Below are 20,339 nucleotides of genomic sequence, written 5' to 3' on the forward strand. Positions count from 1 at the left end.
GACGATCCGTGCGGTCGCTACTACTTTTGCGAGGTATGAGCGATGAGGTGCAGACGCAACCTATCCAGGTGCTGCCGGTGCCCGAACAACAGAATCGCGTCCGGCAGGTGCTCGGCCGCGTCGTCGACCGGCTCGTGGCCGAACGTCAGGCGACCGTCGACGCCGTCGTGCCCGCGCCCACCCCGCTGCAACCGGTCGATCTCACCGACGACGCCCGCGTCACCCAGGTGCTGGAACTGGCCGAGCGCGTCGGGGATGTGGTGCTGGCCTCGGGCACCTCGGTCATGGACACCACCAATCACGTCGAATTCATCGCCTCGACCTACGGTCTGTCCCAATGCGATATCGACGTCACCTACAACGCGATCCGCATCTCCGCCGACCGCGGCCCGTCGCTGCCGCCCGCGAGCACCATGCGCGTGGTCAACCACCGATCGCTGGATTTCACCCGCTTGGCCGCGGTGGACCGGCTCACCCGACGCATCCGCCGCGAGGTGGTGCCGCCGGAGGACGCGCAGCAGGCGCTCGAGGCGATCACCACCGCACCGCATCCGTACAACCGCTGGGTGGCGACCTTCGGCTGGTCACTGCTGGCCGCCGCGATCGGATTCCTGGTCGGCGGCGGCGTTCTGGTGGCCGCGGTCAGCTCGATCGCCACCGCGCTCATCGACCGTACCAATCGCGCGCTCAACCGTCGCGGCCTGCCGTTCTTCTTCCAGGCCATCGCCGGCGGCGCGATCGCCACCGCGCCCGCGATCCTACTGGCCACCTTCGCCGGTCGGCTCGAGGCCAATCCGTCGCTGATCGTCGCGGCCGGAATCACCGTGCTGCTCAGTGGATTACAACTGGTCGGCGCGGTCGAGGACGCGATCACCGGCGCACCCATCACCGCCGCGGCCCGCATGCTCGAGGTGCTCATGATGACCGCGGGCATCATCGCCGGAGTGGCCCTGGCGCTGCGATTGGCCGAGCCGCTGCACGCGGTGTCGCCGACGATCGATATGCAGTCCTCGTCCGATATCACCAATCTGCCGCTGAAGGTGACCGCCGGTGCGGTGGCCTCCCTGGCCTTCGCGCTGGCCTGCTACGCGGAGCGTCGGGCCCTGGCGGCGGCCGGACTCAGCGGTGCGGTGGCCACCGTCTGCTATCTGGTCACCCAACACGCCAACTTCGGTCCCGTCGTGGCCTCCGGCGCGGCCGCCACCGTGGTGGGTCTGGCCGGTGGTCTGATGGCCCGCCGCGCGCTCACCCCGCCGCTGGTGGTCGCGATGGCCGGAATCACCCCGCTGCTACCGGGTTTGACGGTCTACCGCGGCCTGCAGGCGCTGCTGGCATCGGAACCGCTGATGGGCCTGAGCAAACTGTTCGCCGCGTTCGCGATCGGCTGCGCGCTGGCCGCCGGTGTCGTACTCGGTGAATGGTTCGCCCGCTTCCTGCGCCGCCCGCGACTGCTGCTGCGATTCCAGGGAATTCGACGCCCGACCATGGCCGGACCCGACAGCTAGGCGCCTTCGACACCCAATCCGATCGTGCGCGCCAGATCGGCCAGCGTGGCATCGAACAGCGCGTCCGGATCGCCCACGGGCATCGGATAATTGCCGAACACCTCGAGGGTCACATGCCCGTACAGCCGCGCCCACAGCTGGATCATCAGATAGGTCACCCCCAGGTCCAGCTTCTCGGCGGGGAATTTATGTTCCGAGGCGGCCAGGAGCGCGGCTTGGAAGCCGATGAGGTCCTCGCGCAATGCCTCCGGAATCACCTCGGCCGGGGGCGTGACGATGTCGTAGGTCGCCAGCAGCCGGCCCGCCGCCGCCAGGAAGATCTGCCCGAACGGCTCGTCGACCTGCCGCATGGCGCTGGGCCCGGATCCGGTGGGCGAGGCGAACACCAGCGTGAATTCCCGCGCGTGCGCCAGCGCCCAGTGCCGAAATCCCTTGCAGATGGCGAACAATTGCACCACCCCGTCATCGGGTAACTCCGCCGCCTGTGCCGCGAGTTCCGCGGCCAGATCCGCGCAGATGTCGTGGCGCAACCCCGCCACCAACTCCTCGCGCGAGGAGTAATACCGATACAGCGCGGGCGCGGTGATGCCCAGCTCCCGCGCGATCGCGCGCAACGTCACCGCCTCCGGACCCTGCTGTACCAGAAGCGTTCTCGCCACCCGCCGAATGTCCCCATCATTCACCGCGGGCACCCGACCCCGGCGCGCGGGCTGGTTCATCCCTCTCCGACCTGCTAGTTCCCGATTTCTGTATTGGGACGAGCCTAACGGGCCCAGCATTCTCCCGTGGCGGCGGAGGATCCGTCCGCCGTAACCCGTTGTGCCCCATTTTCGTATCGGCGACGGCCGCGCCGTCCTAGCATTTTTCCGTGGCGGCGGAGGATCTGATCTCCGGGGGACTCACCGAACTGCTCGGTGGCATCTTCGGCGGGGTCGTACTGGCGGGGGTGGCGACGATCGCCCTGACCAAACTCGCGGACAAACTAGGCGAGGGTCTCTACGGATTGCTCACCGCGCTGCCTCGCCGGGCGGCCGACCGAATCGCGCTGGTGCTCAGCGAGGACAAGCGGATCACCCGCTATCGCGCGGGCATACCCGATCGGTACGGCAGGCATGTGCTCACCCGGCAGCGGCGCATCGATGTGGAGTCGCTGTATGTGGCGCTGCAGTACGAATACGGCGGACGCCGCCACGACCTGCGACGCAAGGTGCTTCGCGAACGAGCGGTGCTACTGCTCGGCGAGGCCGGGGCGGGCAAATCGCTGCTGTCGAAGTATCTGCTGCTGCGCTGGGCCGAGCTGCCGCGCAAAGCTCGTGCCGCGCAGCAGATTCCGGTGCTGGTAGAGTTGCACCGCTGCACCGGCGACATCGACCTGATCGGCCTGATCGCCCAGCGCTTCCGGCTCCCCCGCGACCGCGACGACACGCGAGCGCGTGAATTCGTGGCGCGCAGACTCGACGACGGCGCGCTGCGCGTGATTTTCGACGGCCTCGACGAGGTCGCCACCGATCAGCAGTCCGCCGTGATGGCCGAGCTGGAGACCTTCCGCGAGGACCACGCGGGCGGCGTGGGTACCAATGCGGTGATGGTCACCTGTCGCGAATCCGCGTACACCGGCGCCCTGGGCAATTTCGAGCGGGTCACCATCGCGGGCTTCGACGATTCGTCGATCCTGCGCTTCCTCGACCTGTGGCTGACAATCGAACGCGCACCGCAGGGCGGGCTCAGCGAGTCGGAGAAGACCGAATTAGGTACGGCCGAAAGCTTTTTCGATCGAATCCGGCAGAGCCCGCAACTGCATCAGCTGGCCCGCACCCCGCTGCTGTTGAATCTGCTCGCCGACCTCTACACCGGCAGTCTGGTCCGCCGCGGCCGCACTCTGCCGACCTCTCGCGCCGCGTTCTACGCCCGGGTCACCGATCATATGATCACCCGGGACCTGCTGCTGGACCGCGGCGAACGCGCCTCCCCGTACGAACCGGGCGACAAACTCGCGGTGCTGCGGCGGGTGGCGCTGACCATGACCGAGGAACCCGCACCCAACGGCGACCGGCTCATCATCGAGCGAGAACGCCTGCGCAAGACCATCACCAATACCCTCACCGCATTGGACCTGCGCCTCGAATACGGCCGCGAACTGCTGCGCGATCTGCTCGATCGCAGCCAGATGCTGATCGGCTCCGACGCCGGGGACCGATACTGGTTCCCGCACCGCAGCTTTCAGGAGTACTTCACCGCCCGCGCCCTGGCAGGACCGACCGGCGTCGATCGCCTGCTCGCCGGATACCGGTCCGATCCCGCCTTCTGGCACGACACCGTCAGTTTCTGGTGCGGCCTGGACGGCACCGACGCGACCGCCGTGGTGGAACCGCTGTTCGCCGCCGAGGACGCGCAACATCGGGTACTCGCATTGGAATGTCTGGCCGAGGCGAGCGAGATCGCCGAGGATCTCGCCGACCGCATCGTCGCCCACTTTCTCGCGCAATTGCCTACGGCCCAGCATATTTCGGAGCTCAATTCCACCATCGCCGCGCTCGGTTCGCTGGCGGGGCGCAATACCGAACGCGGACGACTCGTACGCGCCCGCCTCGAGGAGTACGCCGAAACCCATCTCGGCGCCGCCATTCTCGCACTCGCCCGATCCGGCCGCGCCGACGCCGCCGAATTCCTCGTACGCCTCGCCGTGCGCGTTCCCGACAGCACACGCATCGCTCAGGGCTTGCGGTCGATGGGCGATACCGCGGTCCCGGCACTGACCGAGGCCGCCGAGCGGGGCAGGCTGTGGGCGCTGGACATTCTCGGCGACATCGGCACACCGAGCGCCGCGATCGCCCTCGCCGGATTCCTCTGGGATCGGCGCGAGCGCACCGAGCCGACACGGGTACGGGCCGCGTGGTGGCTGGCAGTACGCCTGCGCCGGTTCACCGTCGAGTCCGCCCTCGCCGACCGAGCGCCGCTGGGCGACCGCAAAGGCGACTATTCGGCGGTGGACAACGCCTGGGCTCCGTTCACCGACGAGCCGCACGGACGCCTGGCACAGCTGGTGGGGCGCATCGCGTTCCTGGCCGATCAGTCGGAGCCGCCGTCACATCTGGCCGAGCGCGTCGATCCGCGGATCGCGATCCTGCTCGCCAGCCTGATGCTGCTGCGCACCCCGAGGGAGGGCTTCTCACAGTATCTGCAATCGGTCGCACCCCAGGAACACGCCGTCTACGAGCGCGAGCGCTACGGTCCGGTCGGCACCCGGCACACCCCGGTCGCCCCGGAACGGGTCATTGCCTACCTGCGCGATCTGCCCACGCCGCGAGCCCGCATCCGCATGCTGAAGGCCATGCCGAAGGCGGTGCGCCAGGCGCTGTTCGAGGTGCTGGTCATCTTTCCGGCCAACCGCCCGTATGACGACGCCGAACGGGCGAGTCAATGGTCACGCGCGGCCCGCGACACCGAACATCGCACCCGGGAACTGCATTTCGCTTGGGTGACGCTGCTGACCGCCGCCGTCCTCGCGACCATGGGGGCCGGAATCTACCGGATGATCGCGACCGTCACGCACACCTGGCCGTGGGCTACGGTCGGTCTGGCCTGGACCATCCTGCTCATGGCCGCGGGCTGGACCGTGGCCTTCGTCGTCTTCATCCTGTTGGACGAGTGGGACTTCGGGGACTGGTTCCTACCCGCGGTGCTGGCGGCCCTGGCCGATCTGCTGTGCTTCGTGGGCTTCGCCGTCGCCGGGGTGCAGACCATTGTGTCCTGGTTCGGCTCGCGATTGTCGGCCGTGGTGCTCGCCGCGACGCTGATGGCGATCGTCCTGCTCGGCAGCCTCGCCCGACGGCTGGACCGGGAGAGCAACAACCCGTTCCGTCGCGTCATCCACGCCCACCGCCGCGCCGCGTCCCGGCATTCAGCGTGATCCGCTGTCCCCCAACCCGATCGAGGTCGCGATATCACCCAGCGTCGCATCGAACAGCGCGTCCGGATCGGTCACCATCAGCGGATAGTTGCCGAACGCCTCGAGGGTCACATGTCCGTAGAGCCGGGCCCAGGACTGGATCATGACGTAGCTGATGCCGAGGTTCAGCTTCTCGGCGGGAAACTTCACCCCCGACTCCGACAGCACGCGCAGCAGTTCGGTCTGGAAGGCGACCAGATCCCCGCGCAGACCGTCGGGGATGAATTCGGTAGGCGGGGTGACGATCTCGTATTCGGTGAGTAATCGGCCCGCCGCCGCCAGGAACAGCCGACCCACCGGTTCGCCGAACTGGCGCATGGCACTGGGCGTTCCGGGGCCGGCGGGCGAGGCGAACACCAGGGTGAATTCGCGCGAGTGGGTCAGCGCCCACTGCCGGAAACCGCGCAGCACCGCGAAGAACCGGACCCCGGCATCGTCGGGTGCGCCGTCGTGGGCGGCGGTCAGATCCACGGCCAGATCGTCGCAGACATCCGAGCGCAGGGTGGCCAGCAGATCGTCGCGCGAACCGTAGTAGCGGTAGAGCGCGGGAGCGGTGATGCCGAGCTCCCGCGCGATCGCGCGCAGGGTCACCGCCTCGGGACCCTGATCGACCAGGAGCGCCCTGGCCACCCGCCGGATGTCCGCGTCGTTGACCGCGGGCGCCCGGCCCCTGCGCGCCGGAATCGTCATTCGTATGCGACCTGCCAGCTCTTGATGCCGTTCAACCATCCCGAGCGTAGCCGCTTGGGCTCGGAAATCTGGCGCAGGTTGGGCATCACGTCGGCAATCGCGTTGAAGATCAGATCCAGTTGCAGCCGGGCCAGATTCGCGCCGAGGCAGTAGTGCGTGCCCGTGCCGCCGAAGCCCACGTGCGGGTTGGGATTGCGCATCACGTCGAATTCGAAGGGCCGCTCGAAGTGATCCTCGTCGAAATTGGCCGAGGCGTAGAACAGTCCGACGCGCTGCCCCTTCTTGATCGGAGTGCCGCCGATCTCGGTATCGCAGGTGGTGGTGCGCTGGAACGCGGTGACCGGGGTGGCCCAGCGGACGATCTCGTCCGGCGCGGTGCGCGGCCGCTCGGCCCGGTAGCGCTCCCACTGCTCGGGATTGTCGACGAAGGCCTTCATACCGTGGGTGGTGGCATTGCGCGTGGTCTCGTTGCCCGCGGTGGACAGCAGGATCACGAACCAGGCGAACTCCTCGGAGTTCAGCGCCTCACCGTCGCGGTCGGCCTGCAGCAGCGTGGAGGCGATGTCGTTCACCGGACACCGCTGCTTCTCCTCGGCCAGGTTGTAGGCGTAGCCCATGATCTGCGCGTTGGCCATCCGGAAATCGCCGTCGAAGTCCGGATCGTCGTAGGAGATCATGTGATTGGTCCACTCGAAGATCTTGTGCCGATCCTCCTGCGGGATGCCGACCAGTTCGGCGATCGTCTGCAGGGGCAGCTCGCAGGCCACCTGCTGGACGAAATCCCCGCCGCCGTTCTTGCGCGCCTCGTGCACGATGCGTTCGGCGCGCTCGGTCAGCGCTGCGCGCAGGCTCTCCACCGCGCGCGGGGTGAAGCCCTTGGAGATGATGCGCCGGCTCTTGGTGTGCACCGGCGGATCCATATTGATCAACAGTCCGGCCTGGATGTCGATCTCCGCGCGCGTGATGTCCGGATTGAACCGGATGATCGCCGAATTCGCGGTCGAGGAGAAGATCTCGGGATGCTTGGAGATCTCCTTGATGTGATCGAGTTTGGTGACGACCCAATAGCCGCCGTCGTCGAAACCGCTGACCCCGGCCGGCTGGGGGTTCCACCACACCGGCGCCGTGCGGCGCAGTTCGGCGAACTCCTCGATCGGCAGCCTGGTGGCCCACAGATCCGGATCGGTGAAATCGAACCCGGCGGGGATCGAGGGCAGGGACGGTGCTGACACGGGAACCTCCTTTGGAACACGTTCCAGAGGAGTGAACCACATCACAACCCATTTGTGAACGGGTATTAGTAAATATCGTTCACAAACGTCGCCGGGGGCATTGACGGCGGATCAATAGGCGCCGTCCCCGCGCGTGACCACGCCGATCGTCCGCGCGATGAGCAGCAGATCCAGCACCATCGACCAGTTCTCCACATAGGACAGATCCAGTCGTACCGAATCCTCGAGCGACAGATCCGAACGCCCGCTGACCTGCCACAGCCCGGTCACGCCGGGTTTGACCAGCAGCCGCCGCCGCATCATGCCGTCGTAGGAGTCGACCTCGCGACGCACCTGCGGACGCGGGCCCACCACGCTCATATCGCCGCGCAGCACATTGAAGAACTGCGGCAGCTCGTCGAGGGAGTACTTGCGGATCACCCGGCCCACGGGCGTGATGCGCGGATCCTCGCGCAGCTTGAAGAACAGCGGATTGCCGCCGTTGGCATCGATCAGCGCGCCGACGTGAGCGTCGGCGTCGGCGAACATACTGCGGAACTTCACCATCCGGAACGGCTTGCCGTCCCGGCCGATTCGCTCCGACAGATAGAACACCGGCCCCGGACTGGTCAGTTTGACCGCGGCCGCGATGCCGATCAGCATCGGCGCGATGGCCAGCAGCGCCGCCGCGGCGAAGCAGAAGTCGAACACGCCCTTGCCGATCGAACCGGCCCGGCTGTACTGCGGCCGTCCGACGTGCAGCATCGGCATATCGGCGACCAGCCGATGGGTGAGCCGGGTCTCGGCGATATCGACCAGCCCCGGCGCGACGATGAGCTCCACCCCCAGCGGCGCCAGCTCCCAGGCCATGTACCGGAAATCGGCCGGGCCCAGATTGTCGGTGGCGGTCACCGCCACGGTGTCCGCACCCGTGCGCCGCACCGCCTCGAGCACCGAACGATCGTCTCCCACAACGGGAACGGTTCGTTTGTCCACACTCAGATCCGGTGCGGAGCCGTCGGGTGTACAGACCCCTACCACCTGATAGCCGGAGGTCAGTTCGCGCGAGAACGCGGCGACCATAGCGGTGGCCGAGCTGCGGCTGCCGACCACGAGTACGCGGGTCGAATATCCGCCCGCCACCCGGCGTCTGGCGACCCAGCCGCGCCACAGCCGCCGCTGCACCATCAGGCCCACCACCCCCAGCGGGAGCGCGATGGCCAGATAACCGCGAGCGATATCGAAGCCGACGATCAGCGAGCCGATCGCGACCACGCCGAACAGCTTCAGCGTCGCCGCGACGATTCGACGGTATTCCTCTGTGCCGCAGCCGATCACGCGCGGTGAGCGGGTCCCGGCCGCGGCCAGCAGGCCCGCCCACACGACCCCGAGCAGCAGCGAGACCGCGGTGTAGCGCACCTCCCCGGGTAATCGCATGGCCAACGGCGGATCCGCGGGCCCGCCGAAGCGAATCACCTGCGCGGCGGCGACGGCCAGGCCGACGACCACGAGATCGCCGATCCACAGCCGCCGAACGTATTCGCTCTGCCATCGCTCTCGTTCGGAGCGTGGCCGCGCCGCTGCGCGCGCGGGAGTACCCGCGCGGAGTTCGAAACTCATGAATGAACGCACCTCCCCCATGGGAGAACTCGGTTCCCGTTCCGATCCCCGCTGACCGGTTCCCCATGGGATTCAAGACCATGACACCCGATGGGTTCGACGATGTTTCGCCGACCAGAAGCCGAATGTTACTGGGGTACGTGCGGCCGTGTGCGCCGAATGCGCTCGGGGCCAACGTATCCCGGAGATAGCCCAGAAAGTGGCAACCGGTTCCTTCTCACACACCCCCATTCGGACCTTACCGACGTACCCGCAGGTGCGACCGTCCAGTCGGCCCCGAAACCCTGTGTGAGTCTTTCATTCCGAGGATTTGCGGAGTAGCTCCTGGAATACTGCCGGGTTTGCGCGAATAAATACCGACCGGAATTCGCGGGAAGGTCCTCTCAATCTCGGCGCGTCGCCGGTGAAAGGTGTTGTAACGTAACGACAGTCGACGTCGACGTGCAGTTCGTATCGGCGGTTCCGCCGACGATTCCGACCCTGCGAAAGGTGGGGGAATTCTCTCGTGCGTTGCCGTCTGTGTGACTCCGAACGTCTGGTGAGCGTGGTCGATCTGGGCGCCACACCGCCCTGCGAAAAGTTCCTCACCGCAGCCGAACTCGATCTTCCCGAGCCGACCTTCCCGCTGCATCTGCGGGTGTGCGCGGATTGTCTGCTGCTGCAGCTGCCCGCGCTGATCACCCCCGCGGAGACGTTCACCGAGTACGCCTACTTCTCCTCCTACTCCGACAGCTGGGTCCGGCACGCGAAAGCGTTTGTCGATCAAGCGATCACGGAGCTGGCGCTGCGCCCTGACTCGTTCGTGGTGGAGGTGGCCAGCAACGACGGCTACCTGCTGCAGCACATGGTCGACGCCGGGGTGGGCTGTCTGGGCATCGAGCCGTCGGTCAATGTCGGGGCGGCCGCCCGCGACAAGGGCGTGCCGACGGTCACCGCGTTCCTCACCGAGGAACTGGCCAAGGACATCCGCACCGAACACGGTCCGGCGGATCTGGTGGTGGCCAACAATGTCTACGCCCATGTCCCGGATCTGCGCGATTTCACCCGCGCGCTGCGCGAACTGCTCGCCGACGACGGCTGGCTGTCTATCGAGGTGCACCACGCGCTGAATCTGGTGCGGCTGGGCCAGTTCGACACCATCTATCACGAACATTTCCAGTACTACACGGTCCTGTCGATCCAGGCCGCCCTGGCCACCGCCGGGCTGACCGTGGTCGACGTGGAACTGCTGCCCACCCACGGCGGATCGCTGCGGGTCTGGGCGCGGCCCCGGCCGGTCGCGCAGGTCCGTCCGCGGGTGGCCGATCTGCTGCGTGTCGAGGCCGAGGCCGGATTACACAGTGTCGCAGGCTATTCCGGGCTGCGACCGCGCGCCGAACGGGTGCGCCAGGAGCTGCTGCGCTTCCTGCTGGACTGTCGCGCCGAGGGGCGGCGGGTGGTCGGCTACGGTGCGCCCGGCAAGGGCAACACACTGCTCAACTACTGCGGCATCCGGCCGGATCTACTGCCCTACACCGTGGATCGCAACCCGTACAAGCACGGCCGCTACACCCCCGGCACCCGAATTCCGATTCTGGCCCCCGAACGCCTCGAGGACGATCGGCCGGATGTGGTGCTGGTGCTGCCGTGGAATCTCGAAGCCGAGATCACCGCGCAGTTGCGGCATATCGGCTCGTGGGGCGCGGAGCTGGTGTATCCGCTGCCCACATTGCATCGCGTGGAACCCGCAGGGAGTTATTCGTGAAAGTCGTTCTGTTCTGTGGCGGTTACGGCATGCGCATGCGCGGCGGCACCGAGGATCCGGTACCCAAGCCCATGCAGCTGGTCGGGCCGCGGCCGCTGATCTGGCACGTCATGCGCTACTACGCGCATTACGGGCACAAGGATTTCGTACTGTGCCTGGGCTACGGCGCGGCCCACATCAAGAACTTCTTCCTGACCTATCAGGAGTCGGTGTCCAACGACTTCGTCATCCGAGGCGGGCAGGTGGAGCTGCTGGCCTCCGATATCAGCGACTGGACCATCACCTTCGTCGATACCGGTCTGGAATCGGCCATCGGCGAACGCCTGCGCCGGGTGCGCGAACATCTGACCGGGGAGCGCTACTTCCTCGCCAACTACGCCGATGTGCTCACCGACGCGCCGCTGGACGAGATGATCGACAAGACCGTCTCCGCGGGCGCGGCCGCCTCGATGATGATCGTGCCGCCGCAGTCGTCGTTCCACTGCGTGGATGTCGACGCCGCCGGCAGCGTCGAGCACATCACGCCGGTCTCACGCCTGCCGATCTGGGAGAACGGGGGCTATTTCGTCCTCACCCAGGAGGTTTTCGATCTGCTGCCGCCCGGCGGTGATCTGGTCGAGGACGCCTGCGGCGCATTGGCCGCGCAGGGCCGATTGGTCGGCTATCAGCATCTGGGCTTCTGGAAACCGGCCGACACCTTCAAGGAGCGCGCCGAACTCGACGCCGCCTACCACTCCGGGCAGCGGCCGTGGATGGTGTGGGAGCGGAGCCGGGCCGCATGCTGAGCCTGCGCGGCGACGTGCACGAGATCGCGCTGGTCGGCGCGCACTGCGACGATCTGGCGATCGGCGCGGGCGGCACACTGCTGACCCTCGCCGAGGCGACGCCCGGACTGCGGGTCCGGGCGCTGGTGCTGTGCGGCGGGGATACCGACCGCGCGTCCGAGGAGCGGGCCGCGCTCGAATCCTTCTGCCCCGGAGCCGATCTCGAACTGACCGTGCTGACGCTGCCGGACGGGCGCACCCCGTCCCACTGGGGTATCGCCAAGTCCGCGGTGCACGAGCTGAGCCGCCGCGGCGCACCGGATCTGGTGTTCGCCCCGCAGCCCGGCGACGCCCATCAGGATCACCGGCTGCTCGCCGAGCTGGTGCCCACCGAATTCCGCGATCAGCTGGTGCTCGGCTACGAGATCCTCAAGTGGGAGACCGATACGCCGCGGCCCACGCTGTTTCATCCGCTCAGCACGCAGATCGCGCTGCGCAAGGCGGAGCTGTTGATCAAACACTATCCCTCCCAGCGGGATCGGGACTGGTTCGACGAACAGTCCTTCCTCGGGCTGGCCCGGCTGCGCGGTGTGCAGTGCCGCGCCCGCTACGCCGAGGCATTCGTGATCGATAAGGCCGCCGTCGTCTTCGGAGGTAAGTGACCATGCGGGTTCTGCTCACCGGACATCAGGGATATCTCGGCACGGTCATGGCGCCCGTGCTCGCCGCGGCCGGACACGAGGTGACCGGGCTGGACATCGGCTACTTCGCCGACTGCGTACTCGGCGAGGCCCCGACCGATCCGCCGGGCGTCACCGCCGATCTGCGCGAACTGACCGCCGAACATCTGGCCGGATTCGACGCGGTGGTGCATCTGGCGGCGCTGTCCAACGATCCGCTCGGCGCGCTGGCCCCGCAGATCACCTACGACATCAACTATCACGCCTCGGTGCGGCTGGCCGAACTGGCCAAGGCCGCCGGGGTGCGACGGTTCCTGTACGCCTCGACGTGTTCGGTCTACGGTGCGGCCGGGGACGGGCTCGTCGGAGAGGACGCGCCACTGCGACCGCTCACGCCCTATGCGGAGAGCAAGGTGCGGGTCGAAGACAATGTCGCCGCGCTCGCCGATTCCGGGTTCTGCCCGGTATTCCTGCGCAATGCCACCGCCTTCGGCTTCTCGCCGCGGCTGCGCGCCGATATCGTGCTCAACAATCTGGTCGGCTACGCGGTACTGACCGGTGAGGTGCGGGTGCTGTCGGACGGCACACCGTGGCGTCCGCTCGTGCACGCCGCCGATATCGCCGCCGCCTTCGCGGCCTGCCTCACCGCGCCCGCCGAGCGAATCTCCGCGCGCGCCTACAATATCGGCGACGAATCGAACAATCTGACCGTCGCGCAGATCGCCCAGGCGGTGGTCGAGGCGGTTCCCGGCGCCACGCTCGCCATCACCGGCGAGACCGGCTCGGATCCGCGCTCCTACCGGGTCGACTTCTCCCGGGCGCGCGCCGAACTGAACTTCCGGGCGGAGTGGAGTGTGGCCGCGGGCGCGGTCGAGCTGGCGCGGGAGTACCGCGCGCGCGGGCTCACCGCCGCGGATTTCCACTCGCGCTTCACCCGACTGGCTCAGCTGCGCGAGCTCAAAGACACCGGCGCACTGGATGATTCGCTGCGCCGCCTCACGATCGGGGCGTGAGGTGCCCGGCGGCGCGCAGTGCGGCCCAACTGCCCGCGGCGCGGTCGCGGGCCGAGACGACGGTGATCGGGCTCGGCCAGGCGATGGCCAGTTCGGGATCGTCGTGGGCGACCGCCAGGTCCTCGGCCGGATCGTGCGGGCGGTCGATGCGGTAGCACACGTCGGCGACCTCGGTCAGCGCCTGGAATCCGTGCAGGAACCCCGGCGGGACGTACAGAGTGCGAAAGTCGTTGTCGTCCAGCAGGAATGCCTGACAGCCTCCGAAGGTGGGCGAATCCGGACGGATATCGATCAGCACGTCGTACACCGCGCCGTGCGCGCAGCGCACCAGCTTCGCCTCGCCGCGCCCGGACCGGCCGTGCAGACCGCGAACCACCCCGCGCACCGAACGCGACTGCGAATCCTGCACGAAGGCCGCCGCGGCCCCGGCGACACCCAGCCGGGCGTCGAATTCCTGCGCGTCGAAAGTGCGTGTGAACAAACCTCTTTCGTCGCGATGCGGTTGCGGGGTCAGCACCAGGACGTCCGCCAGTTCGGCCGGTTCGATGAGCACCAGGCCATGGTGTCACGCGACGGATGCGCCGAGCGAGCGAATGGCGAGGCGACGCCGTGAACCGTTCCGAAACGTCTCCCCCCGCCGTCGCGGGCTGTCGGGCCTGCGGTTCGACGATGCTGCGCACCGTGCTGGATCTGGGCGAAATGCCCGCGGCCGATCATTTTCCGCACCGCGAGGAATCATTCGACGCCGACCCCCTACACGCCCTGGCGATGGCGCTGTGCGAGCGCTGCGGACTGGCCCAGCTGGCCGAGGACGATACGGTCACCGACGAACCGCGCGGCGTCGAACCGCGGGCGCTGCGCGAACAGGCCGCCGACGCGGTCCGGCGTATCGCCGCCACGGGCATGCTGCGCGGACGCACGGTTCGCGAATTCGGCAGTCCGCACGGCGGCACCTGGCTGCCGCTGCTCGCCGCCCACGGCTGCCTCGAAATCGCGCACGCCCCGGCCGATATCGTGGTGGACAGCTTCGGCATCATGCACGCGCCCGACCAACGCGCCGCCGCGGCCGAGCGCGCGGCCGCGGTCCGCGCGGGCGGGGTGCTGCTACTGCAATTCCATTCGCTGGCCGCGATTCTCGCGCAGCGCCAGTGGAACGCGCTGCGCCACGGCCACTTCGCCTACTACTCGCTGACCGCCCTGTGCGAGCTGTTCGCCGCGGCCGGACTGTATCCGGCCACCGCCTGGGAATTCGATCTGTACGGCGGCACGGTACTGGTCGCATTCGTGCACCGGGCGGTGACGCCCGATCCGCGCGTGCGCGAGATCCTCGAATCCGAGGCCGGGCTCACCGATCCGGCGACGCTGGCGCCCCTGCAGGACAGTGCCGATCGCCAGGCCGCGGCGCTGCGTCACTGGCTCGGCCACGAGGCCGATCGCCATCACCGGATCTACGCCTACGGCGCGGCCTCGCGCGCGGTCGCGCTGTTCGCCCGCGCCGGTCTGCGTCGCTCGCAGCTGGCCGGTGTTGCCGACGCCTCGCTCACCAAACAGGGTCGACGCATGCCGGGCACCGATATTCCGATCATCTGTCCGGCCGAACTCGTTGCGGCACAGCCGGATCGAATCTTACTGACCCTGCCCGACCTCGCCCGCGAGGTCGAGGAGAGTCTGCCCAGCCTGCGTGGGCGCTGGGTGGTGGAGATACCGCAACCGCCGTGAGAACCGGCCGTGCGGGGTGTTCCACAGATCGGGGCCGCACCCGGGTGGGTGCGGAGATGACACACAGGGACGACGCGTCCGGCACGACGCGCCGGTAGATGAGGAATCGCAAACCATGAAGCACACGACCCAGCGCGCGCTCGCGCGCACCACCGTCGCCGCGGCCGCGGCAGCGGGTTTGATCGCCGGAACCGGTATCGCCGATGCCGGGGTCGACAGCGCCAACAGCATCGTCGATCACAGCCAACGCACCGTCCAGGCGATCTCCGAGGACACCCACATCAATTTCGTCCCGCCGCTGGACGGCAATCCGCTCACCCGTGAGTGGTTCCACAACGGCCGGGCCAGCTACAAGGTGTCCGGTCCCGAGGCCGAGAAGTGGCACGGGCACATCACCATCGGCTACATGGTCGGCTACCCGGCCACGCTCAACGGCAAGATCAAGTTCCAGTACCAGACCCCCGGCCTGGAACTCGAACTCGGTGATACGCCGAAGCTGGACTTCTTCGATCTGATTCCCCGGCTGGGGGTCGAGGTGGAGGTCGGCTTCGGTCCCGGCATCCAGAGCATCGACTGCGCCGGCGGGGACGTCTCCGGGACCGAGGGCTTCATCCAGATGTCCGGCTTCCACGGCACCGTCACCGGCGTGATCGGCCAGACCACCATCCGGCCCTATGTGAAAGTGGTCAGCGACCAGGGCGATACCGTGATCACCTACGGTCCGCTCTCGACCATCTGAACAGTCCCGCCGCACGAACCCGCAGCCGCTCGGCCGCCTGTCCGACCAGGCGCAGATCTCCGGTCAACACATCGGAGGTCGCGATCAGGTCCGGATATTCGCGGCCGAGCCGGTGGTGGAACCGCGCCATCTCGGTGAGCTTGGATACCGTCGAGGTGCTGCTGCACAGGTTGAACGACGAATTGCGCCAAGCCGCGAGGATATTGGTCATTCCGTAGAACAGCCCGAACTCACAGACGCGGGCGAACAGATCCACATCCATCGGGAACACCAGATCGCCGCGGAAGCCGCCGACGCGTTCGAAATCGCCGCGCCGGAACATCGCCGCCGCGGTCGGACCGAAATCGGCCGGGCCGCGCCGCACGATGGTGCGCATGAGCGCCCGGGCGGGCTGCGGGCCCAGCAGACCCGGCAGCCCCAGATCGGTCTCCTCGACCTCGCCCGCCTCGTCGATCACCTCGAATTTCGATGCGCTGCACGCGATATCGCGATCGGCCATCAACTCCAGCTGCGCCTTCAACGCTCCGGGCAGCAGGATGTCGTCGGCGCACACCACCTTCACCAGTTCACCGGACGACAGCGCGATCGCCTTGTTCCAGTTCTCCCCGATGTCGAGGACGTACTCGTTGCGGTGCAGTCGAATTCGGTGATCGTCGAAGGAGTTCACGATCGCCGAGGTGGCATCGGTGCTGGCATTGTCGAGCACCGCGATCTCGGCCTCGACATCCTGGTCGAGGATCGAGCGCAGCGTGGTCTCCAGGGTGCGGGCGGCATTGTAGGCCGGAACGCACACCGACAGTGAGGTCATCTGTCCCCCTTGGCCGGAACCGTCGACGGTACGCCCTCGACGAGCCGGACGATCCGGTCCAGCCCGCAGCGGGCGGCATCGATCTGTTCGATCGCTTTGTGCCGCAACGGCTCCCGCAGTGCGGGCGCCTGCTCCCACTGCTCACGGATGGCCGCGGTCAGCGTGCGGCCCAGCGCGGCGTCGCGCAGATCGACCACCCGCAGGCCGGTGCCGAACATTTCGGCCAAGCCGTGGAATTTGTCGTCGTAGTAGCGCGAGGCAGTGATGCCGACCGCCGGAATGCCCTGGGAGAGCGCGAAAACCGCCAGATGGTAGGCGCTGGTGACGACCACCCGGCAGCGCGAGACCTGCCGCGCGACGTCGGCCGCGGTGGCGCCACGACCCACCGGCCGCCGCGTCCGCACCGCACCCGCGAGCAGCGGCAGGGTGCAGCGCCGGTCCTCGGAGTCGTATTCGGAGATGATCAGCGGCGACAGGGCGGCGTCGAATTCGGCCGCCAGCCCGCGCGCCGTACTGCCCAGCACGGCCCGCGCCTCCACACTGACACGCGCGTAATCGGCCACGCGCAAACAGATTCCGAGGTCGGGGCCGATACTCGCGGTGCGCAGCCGATATGCCAGCTCCACCGCGTCGTCGCCGGTGACCAGGATCCGATCCGCGGACACGCCCAGTTCGGCCAGCAGCGCCGGACCGCGGCGGCCCTCGCGCAGCGCGATGAATCCGACCTCGGGCAACACCTTCGCGGCCCGACCGAGCAGCTGCGGATCGTCGATCGGCCCGATGCCCTGTCCGATCATGGCCGTCGGAATGCCGTGGGCCTGAGCGTATTCGAGCAGATTCAGCGTGCGATGCGCCTGATACCGGTCGACGTCGGTGAAGTAGCCGCCGCCCTGCGCCAGCACCAGCGAGGCCCCGGCGACCGCCGCGGGCAACGGCGGTGCGGGCGGCTCGCCCGCGGACCCGCCGCCACCGCGCCGCAATCGGCGCACCCACGATTTCGGCCCGTCGGTGCGCGCCCGCCACTGCAGCGCGGCCACACCCACAGCCCGGTCCCATGCCCGCGTCCCGGGCCAATCCCCGCCGCTGTCCAGGCAGATCGGTTCCGCCTGCGGCAGTAGGGCCCGCAGAATTCGCGGCTGATCGGTGAGCATCCCGATCCGCGCATCCGGCCAGCGCTCCCGCAACCGCCGTACGGTCACGTCCATCATGGCGATATCGCCGCGGTTACGCAGCCAGTACTCACCATTCTCGACCAGTACTCGGATGTCCGCGGCATCGGATCTGGCGCCGAACTTCCCCACTCTGTCGTTCCTTCCGCACGTCCGGCCCCACCGGCTCATCGGTTTCGGAGAAGCAGCACTGCCACCTGAACCACCATCGCACCATGCCGCGACCCCGTTACGCAATATTGCGAAATGCGTTCGGTACCAAAGGGTTCCGGTCGGTTCTCTTCGCCGCCCCGGCCGATTACGGCACCAGAGCCGTGGGCTCCTCGCCGCCGGTGCCGGTGTTAATTTTCTCGTAGAAAGGGGGCTTTCGACGATGACACCGCAAGCCGATCTGACCAAACTCGGCATCATGGCCGATACGCTGCACGGATCGGGCGGCCAGGCCGCCGGATTCAACGGGATCGAGGGGTCCCGGCGGCGCTGCTCCTCCCCAGTTGGATTCACTGGGGCGTGACGCTGCGGGCGGTCGCCGAAGCCGCGAAGTTGGCCGTCAACGTTCAAGACGTCCTGATACCAGCGGTTTCCGCGCGACTGCGGGAGATCGGCGATCTCATGCACGCCGCACCGTCGAATTCAGGCGGCGATATACAGACCGCCCTGGTGATGTGAGGGCCTGAAGGTCGCGCGACAAAATGGAGCAGGCCAAGGAGGACGGCAAGACCGTGCCGCAGATCGAGCACGGCCACTGATGGCGGCCACGGGGTCCCATCGTCTGCGTGAGCGCCAGCGCGGTGGCCCGCGGGGGCGACGGTACTGCTGCTCGGGCGCATCTGGCAGGCCGGCGATATCGGCGTGAACGCCACGACCAACGGGTCGGCGCTGGTGCTGCTGCATCTGCCCGCCGTCTTCGCCGTCGCGCTCGCGGCCAGCGGGGGTGTCTACGCGCTCGCGCGAAGTACCGGCGGCGCAACGGTTCTCGCCGGTTCGGGCGCGGTGGTCGCGGCGGGACTGGTCGTATGGCTCACGCTGTGGCGGTTCCACGGCGGCGACTACCCCTCGGACTGTGTTGCCGGTGCGCCGTCGTGGTGGCCCGGGTGGATTCCGCTGTAGCTAGCGCATGCGCTCCTGCAGGGCGAGCACGCGACGCAGCGCCGCGCGGTCGCTCACCACGGTGTCGTAGAGCCACGCCAGATCGTATTTGAGCGCGGTACGCGACGCGCCGTCCAGGTAGATCATGTGGCCGGAGGGGTAGAAGCGGATGTGCAGGTTCCCGCGGACCGTCGCATCCTCGAGCGGCATCTGCTGCAGATCCAGGACGGTCTGGAAGAACGGGGTCACGAAGTCGTAGAAACCGTTGGCCGACAACACTTTCAGATCGATATTGATGGCCATGAGCGCCGCCAGGTCGGCGGCGGTGTAGAGCGCGTCGGGACCCTGCTTCGCGCCGGTGGGATCGACATGGGTGTAGTCCCAGTTCTGGAAGACCTGGTCGTTGAGGTCGGTGTAGGCCGAGTTCGAGGTGAACTTCAGCTGCTCGTTGAGGTACAGATTCCACATCGCGGTGTAGACGCCCGAGACCGCGGCCATGGTCGGATCGTTACCGCCCGAGGCCGGATCGACCTTGCCCGCGATACCGGAGTCGATCCCGGTGACCCGCCCGTCGTAGGCGCCGAGCGCCCGGCTGCGATCCGCGAGCAATGCGGTCAAAAACGGCCAGCCGATGAACAGACTCCAGGACAGCAGGGTGTTCTTGTCGATGCCGGTGTAGGACGCGAGCTGGTCCACTGTCGCCGGATCGGATTTCGGAAAATCCTGCAGCGCTTGCAGATACGGTCCGACGGAAAACCGCTCCACCTCGGTCGCGAAGGCGGGCAGATCCGGCGGCGGCGGGTCGATGCCGAGGCGCTTGTGATACCAGGCATCGGCCGCCGCGGTCGGCAGCAGCCCGATCGGATTGCCGACCTGGCGGTAGTCCAGGATCGACGACTGCAGCGTCACCCCGTTCAGATCGACGCCGTCCTCGTGCAGCCGGTAGGCCACCACACAGCTGCGCGCGGTGCCGTAGGATTCGCCGAACAGGAACTTCGGCGAGTTCCAGCGGTTGTTCTTCGTCAGATACCGCTTGATGAAGTCCTTGATCGAATTCGCATCGGCGTCGGTGCCCCAGAACTCCCGATTCCGATGCGGCGCGACCGCCGCGGAATAGCCGGTGCCGACCGGATTGATGAAGACCAGATCGCTGCGATCGATCAGGCTGTCGGTATTGTCCTCCATCGAATAGGGCGCGGGCGGCGTGAAATCCGGCATCTTGGTCTTGATCCGCCGCGGCGCGAACGATCCCAGCAGCACGAACACCGCCGAGGAGCCGGGCCCGCCGTTGTAGAAGAAGGTGACCGGCCGGGTCTCCTCTCGCTGCCCGTCCTGAGTGAACGCGACGTAGAAGATCTTCGCGTTCGGGGCGGAACTGCTCGGATCGACCGTGACCAGATGGCCCGCGGTCGCGGTGTAGACGATCTCCCGCCCGTCGATCGTGATCGAATGATGCGTCACCGCCGCGGTTTCGGTGGTATCGGTGACGCTGTCGTCCGGCCCGTTGCCGTACACGACCGGATCGAAGAAAGGCTGATCGCCGCTCTCGTCGAGAAACGGACCCACGACTCCACTCACCCGCACCGACCCCCTACGTCGCCGGATCCCCTGCACAACCAGGGGTTTCAAGCCTACGCTC

At 67.6% G+C, this 20,339-nt stretch carries 19 protein-coding genes; 11 read left to right on the top strand and 8 right to left on the bottom strand.

Annotated features, from left to right (window positions below):
• Positions 1-35 precede the first annotated feature (35 nt).
• The gene (locus NP4_RS30205) at positions 36-1,505 is read left to right on the top strand and encodes a threonine/serine exporter family protein (protein ID WP_082876345.1); all 1,470 of its coding nucleotides are present in this window, start codon (positions 36-38) and stop codon (positions 1,503-1,505) included.
• Here the strand turns inward: NP4_RS30205 and NP4_RS30210 are convergent.
• Positions 1,502-2,164: a TetR/AcrR family transcriptional regulator gene (locus tag NP4_RS30210; protein WP_425464073.1), complete on the bottom strand. Its 663-nt coding sequence runs from the start codon at positions 2,162-2,164 to the stop codon at positions 1,502-1,504. The two genes, NP4_RS30205 and NP4_RS30210, sit on opposite strands and share 4 nt — an antisense overlap.
• 209 nt (positions 2,165-2,373) lie before the next feature.
• Between NP4_RS30210 and NP4_RS30215 the strand changes: the two genes are divergently transcribed.
• Positions 2,374-5,415 carry an NACHT domain-containing protein gene (locus NP4_RS30215; protein WP_068005223.1) on the top strand — a complete coding sequence of 1,014 codons (3,042 nt, stop codon included), beginning with the start codon at positions 2,374-2,376 and terminating at the stop codon, positions 5,413-5,415.
• Here the strand turns inward: NP4_RS30215 and NP4_RS30220 are convergent.
• The 3 genes from NP4_RS30220 to NP4_RS30230 form a co-directional block, all read right to left on the bottom strand.
• A complete protein-coding gene (locus NP4_RS30220) occupies positions 5,407-6,144 on the bottom strand; it encodes a TetR/AcrR family transcriptional regulator (protein WP_068005226.1) in 738 nt (245 codons plus the stop codon). The genes NP4_RS30215 and NP4_RS30220 overlap by 9 nt on opposite strands.
• Complete coding sequence (locus tag NP4_RS30225; protein ID WP_245997082.1) at positions 6,141-7,376, bottom strand: cytochrome P450; 1,236 nt, start codon at positions 7,374-7,376, stop codon at positions 6,141-6,143. The genes NP4_RS30220 and NP4_RS30225 overlap by 4 nt, the downstream gene beginning before the upstream one ends.
• Before the next feature lie 111 nt (positions 7,377-7,487).
• Positions 7,488-8,975 (bottom strand): sugar transferase, encoded by a 1,488-nt coding sequence (locus tag NP4_RS30230; protein WP_068005320.1) that lies wholly within the window; start codon positions 8,973-8,975, stop codon positions 7,488-7,490.
• Between the two features lie 505 nt (positions 8,976-9,480).
• Here NP4_RS30230 and NP4_RS30235 point away from each other — a divergent pair.
• From NP4_RS30235 to NP4_RS30250, 4 genes are read left to right on the top strand one after another with little or no spacing between them, the layout of a single operon-like run.
• Positions 9,481-10,719 (top strand): class I SAM-dependent methyltransferase, encoded by a 1,239-nt coding sequence (locus NP4_RS30235; RefSeq protein WP_068005230.1) that lies wholly within the window; start codon positions 9,481-9,483, stop codon positions 10,717-10,719.
• A complete protein-coding gene (locus tag NP4_RS30240; protein ID WP_068005231.1) occupies positions 10,716-11,504 on the top strand; it encodes a sugar phosphate nucleotidyltransferase in 789 nt (262 codons plus the stop codon). Before NP4_RS30235 ends, NP4_RS30240 begins: the two co-directional genes overlap by 4 nt.
• The gene (locus tag NP4_RS30245) at positions 11,498-12,145 is read left to right on the top strand and encodes a PIG-L deacetylase family protein (protein WP_068005322.1); all 648 of its coding nucleotides are present in this window, start codon (positions 11,498-11,500) and stop codon (positions 12,143-12,145) included. Before NP4_RS30240 ends, NP4_RS30245 begins: the two co-directional genes overlap by 7 nt.
• 2 nt (positions 12,146-12,147) lie before the next feature.
• Entirely contained in the window at positions 12,148-13,176 is a 1,029-nt protein-coding gene (locus tag NP4_RS30250) for an NAD-dependent epimerase/dehydratase family protein (RefSeq protein WP_068005232.1), read from the top strand.
• Here the strand turns inward: NP4_RS30250 and NP4_RS30255 are convergent.
• Entirely contained in the window at positions 13,160-13,729 is a 570-nt protein-coding gene (locus NP4_RS30255; RefSeq protein ID WP_068005233.1) for a dTDP-4-dehydrorhamnose 3,5-epimerase family protein, read from the bottom strand. The two genes, NP4_RS30250 and NP4_RS30255, sit on opposite strands and share 17 nt — an antisense overlap.
• Positions 13,730-13,785: 56 nt before the next feature.
• Here NP4_RS30255 and NP4_RS30260 point away from each other — a divergent pair, with 56 nt between their 5' ends.
• Together NP4_RS30260 and NP4_RS30265 are read left to right on the top strand one after the other, a co-directional pair.
• The gene (locus tag NP4_RS30260; RefSeq protein WP_255285574.1) at positions 13,786-14,895 is read left to right on the top strand and encodes a class I SAM-dependent methyltransferase; all 1,110 of its coding nucleotides are present in this window, start codon (positions 13,786-13,788) and stop codon (positions 14,893-14,895) included.
• Between the two features lie 115 nt (positions 14,896-15,010).
• On the top strand, positions 15,011-15,634 hold the full coding sequence (locus NP4_RS30265) for an MspA family porin (RefSeq protein WP_068005236.1): 624 nt from the start codon (positions 15,011-15,013) through the stop codon (positions 15,632-15,634).
• Here the strand turns inward: NP4_RS30265 and NP4_RS30270 are convergent.
• A complete protein-coding gene (locus NP4_RS30270) occupies positions 15,606-16,442 on the bottom strand; it encodes a glycosyltransferase family 2 protein (RefSeq protein WP_068005238.1) in 837 nt (278 codons plus the stop codon). The genes NP4_RS30265 and NP4_RS30270 overlap by 29 nt on opposite strands.
• A complete protein-coding gene (locus tag NP4_RS30275) occupies positions 16,439-17,743 on the bottom strand; it encodes a polysaccharide pyruvyl transferase family protein (RefSeq protein WP_068005240.1) in 1,305 nt (434 codons plus the stop codon). Before NP4_RS30275 ends, NP4_RS30270 begins: the two co-directional genes overlap by 4 nt.
• A gap of 241 nt (positions 17,744-17,984) precedes the next feature.
• Between NP4_RS30275 and NP4_RS41265 the strand changes: the two genes are divergently transcribed.
• The 3 genes from NP4_RS41265 (at position 17,985) to NP4_RS30280 (ending at position 18,721) form a co-directional block, all read left to right on the top strand.
• Positions 17,985-18,125, top strand: a complete 141-nt coding sequence (locus NP4_RS41265; protein WP_156524953.1) for a hypothetical protein — start codon at positions 17,985-17,987, stop codon at positions 18,123-18,125.
• Entirely contained in the window at positions 18,122-18,280 is a 159-nt protein-coding gene (locus NP4_RS41270) for a hypothetical protein (RefSeq protein WP_156524954.1), read from the top strand. The genes NP4_RS41265 and NP4_RS41270 overlap by 4 nt, the downstream gene beginning before the upstream one ends.
• A 183-nt stretch (positions 18,281-18,463) precedes the next feature.
• Positions 18,464-18,721, top strand: coding sequence for a hypothetical protein (locus tag NP4_RS30280; protein ID WP_068005241.1), 258 nt, complete (start codon positions 18,464-18,466; stop codon positions 18,719-18,721).
• On the opposite strand, the gene NP4_RS30285 is transcribed toward NP4_RS30280, so the two are convergent.
• Positions 18,722-20,278: a S10 family peptidase gene (locus NP4_RS30285; RefSeq protein ID WP_211335769.1), complete on the bottom strand. Its 1,557-nt coding sequence runs from the start codon at positions 20,276-20,278 to the stop codon at positions 18,722-18,724. It abuts the gene before it with no gap.
• Positions 20,279-20,339: the final 61 nt, after the last annotated feature.

Source organism: Nocardia pseudobrasiliensis NBRC 108224 (genome assembly GCF_001613105.1).
In the GTDB taxonomy this organism is placed as follows: Bacteria; Actinomycetota; Actinomycetes; order Mycobacteriales; family Mycobacteriaceae; genus Nocardia; species Nocardia pseudobrasiliensis.

Excerpts from the sequence above, each read along its gene's own strand:
- NP4_RS30205 (WP_082876345.1), top strand. The coding sequence starts at position 36 with ATGAGCGATGAGGTGCAGACGCAACCTATCCAGGTGCTGCCGGTGCCC.
- NP4_RS30220 (WP_068005226.1), bottom strand. The coding sequence starts at position 6,144 with ATGACGATTCCGGCGCGCAGGGGCCGGGCGCCCGCGGTCAACGACGCG.
- NP4_RS30230 (WP_068005320.1), bottom strand. The coding sequence starts at position 8,975 with ATGAGTTTCGAACTCCGCGCGGGTACTCCCGCGCGCGCAGCGGCGCGG.
- NP4_RS30245 (WP_068005322.1), top strand. The coding sequence starts at position 11,498 with ATGCTGAGCCTGCGCGGCGACGTGCACGAGATCGCGCTGGTCGGCGCG.
- NP4_RS30250 (WP_068005232.1), top strand. The coding sequence starts at position 12,148 with ATGCGGGTTCTGCTCACCGGACATCAGGGATATCTCGGCACGGTCATG.
- NP4_RS30265 (WP_068005236.1), top strand. The coding sequence starts at position 15,011 with ATGAAGCACACGACCCAGCGCGCGCTCGCGCGCACCACCGTCGCCGCG.
- NP4_RS30270 (WP_068005238.1), bottom strand. The coding sequence starts at position 16,442 with ATGACCTCACTGTCGGTGTGCGTTCCGGCCTACAATGCCGCCCGCACC.
- NP4_RS41265 (WP_156524953.1), top strand. The coding sequence starts at position 17,985 with ATGACACCGCAAGCCGATCTGACCAAACTCGGCATCATGGCCGATACG.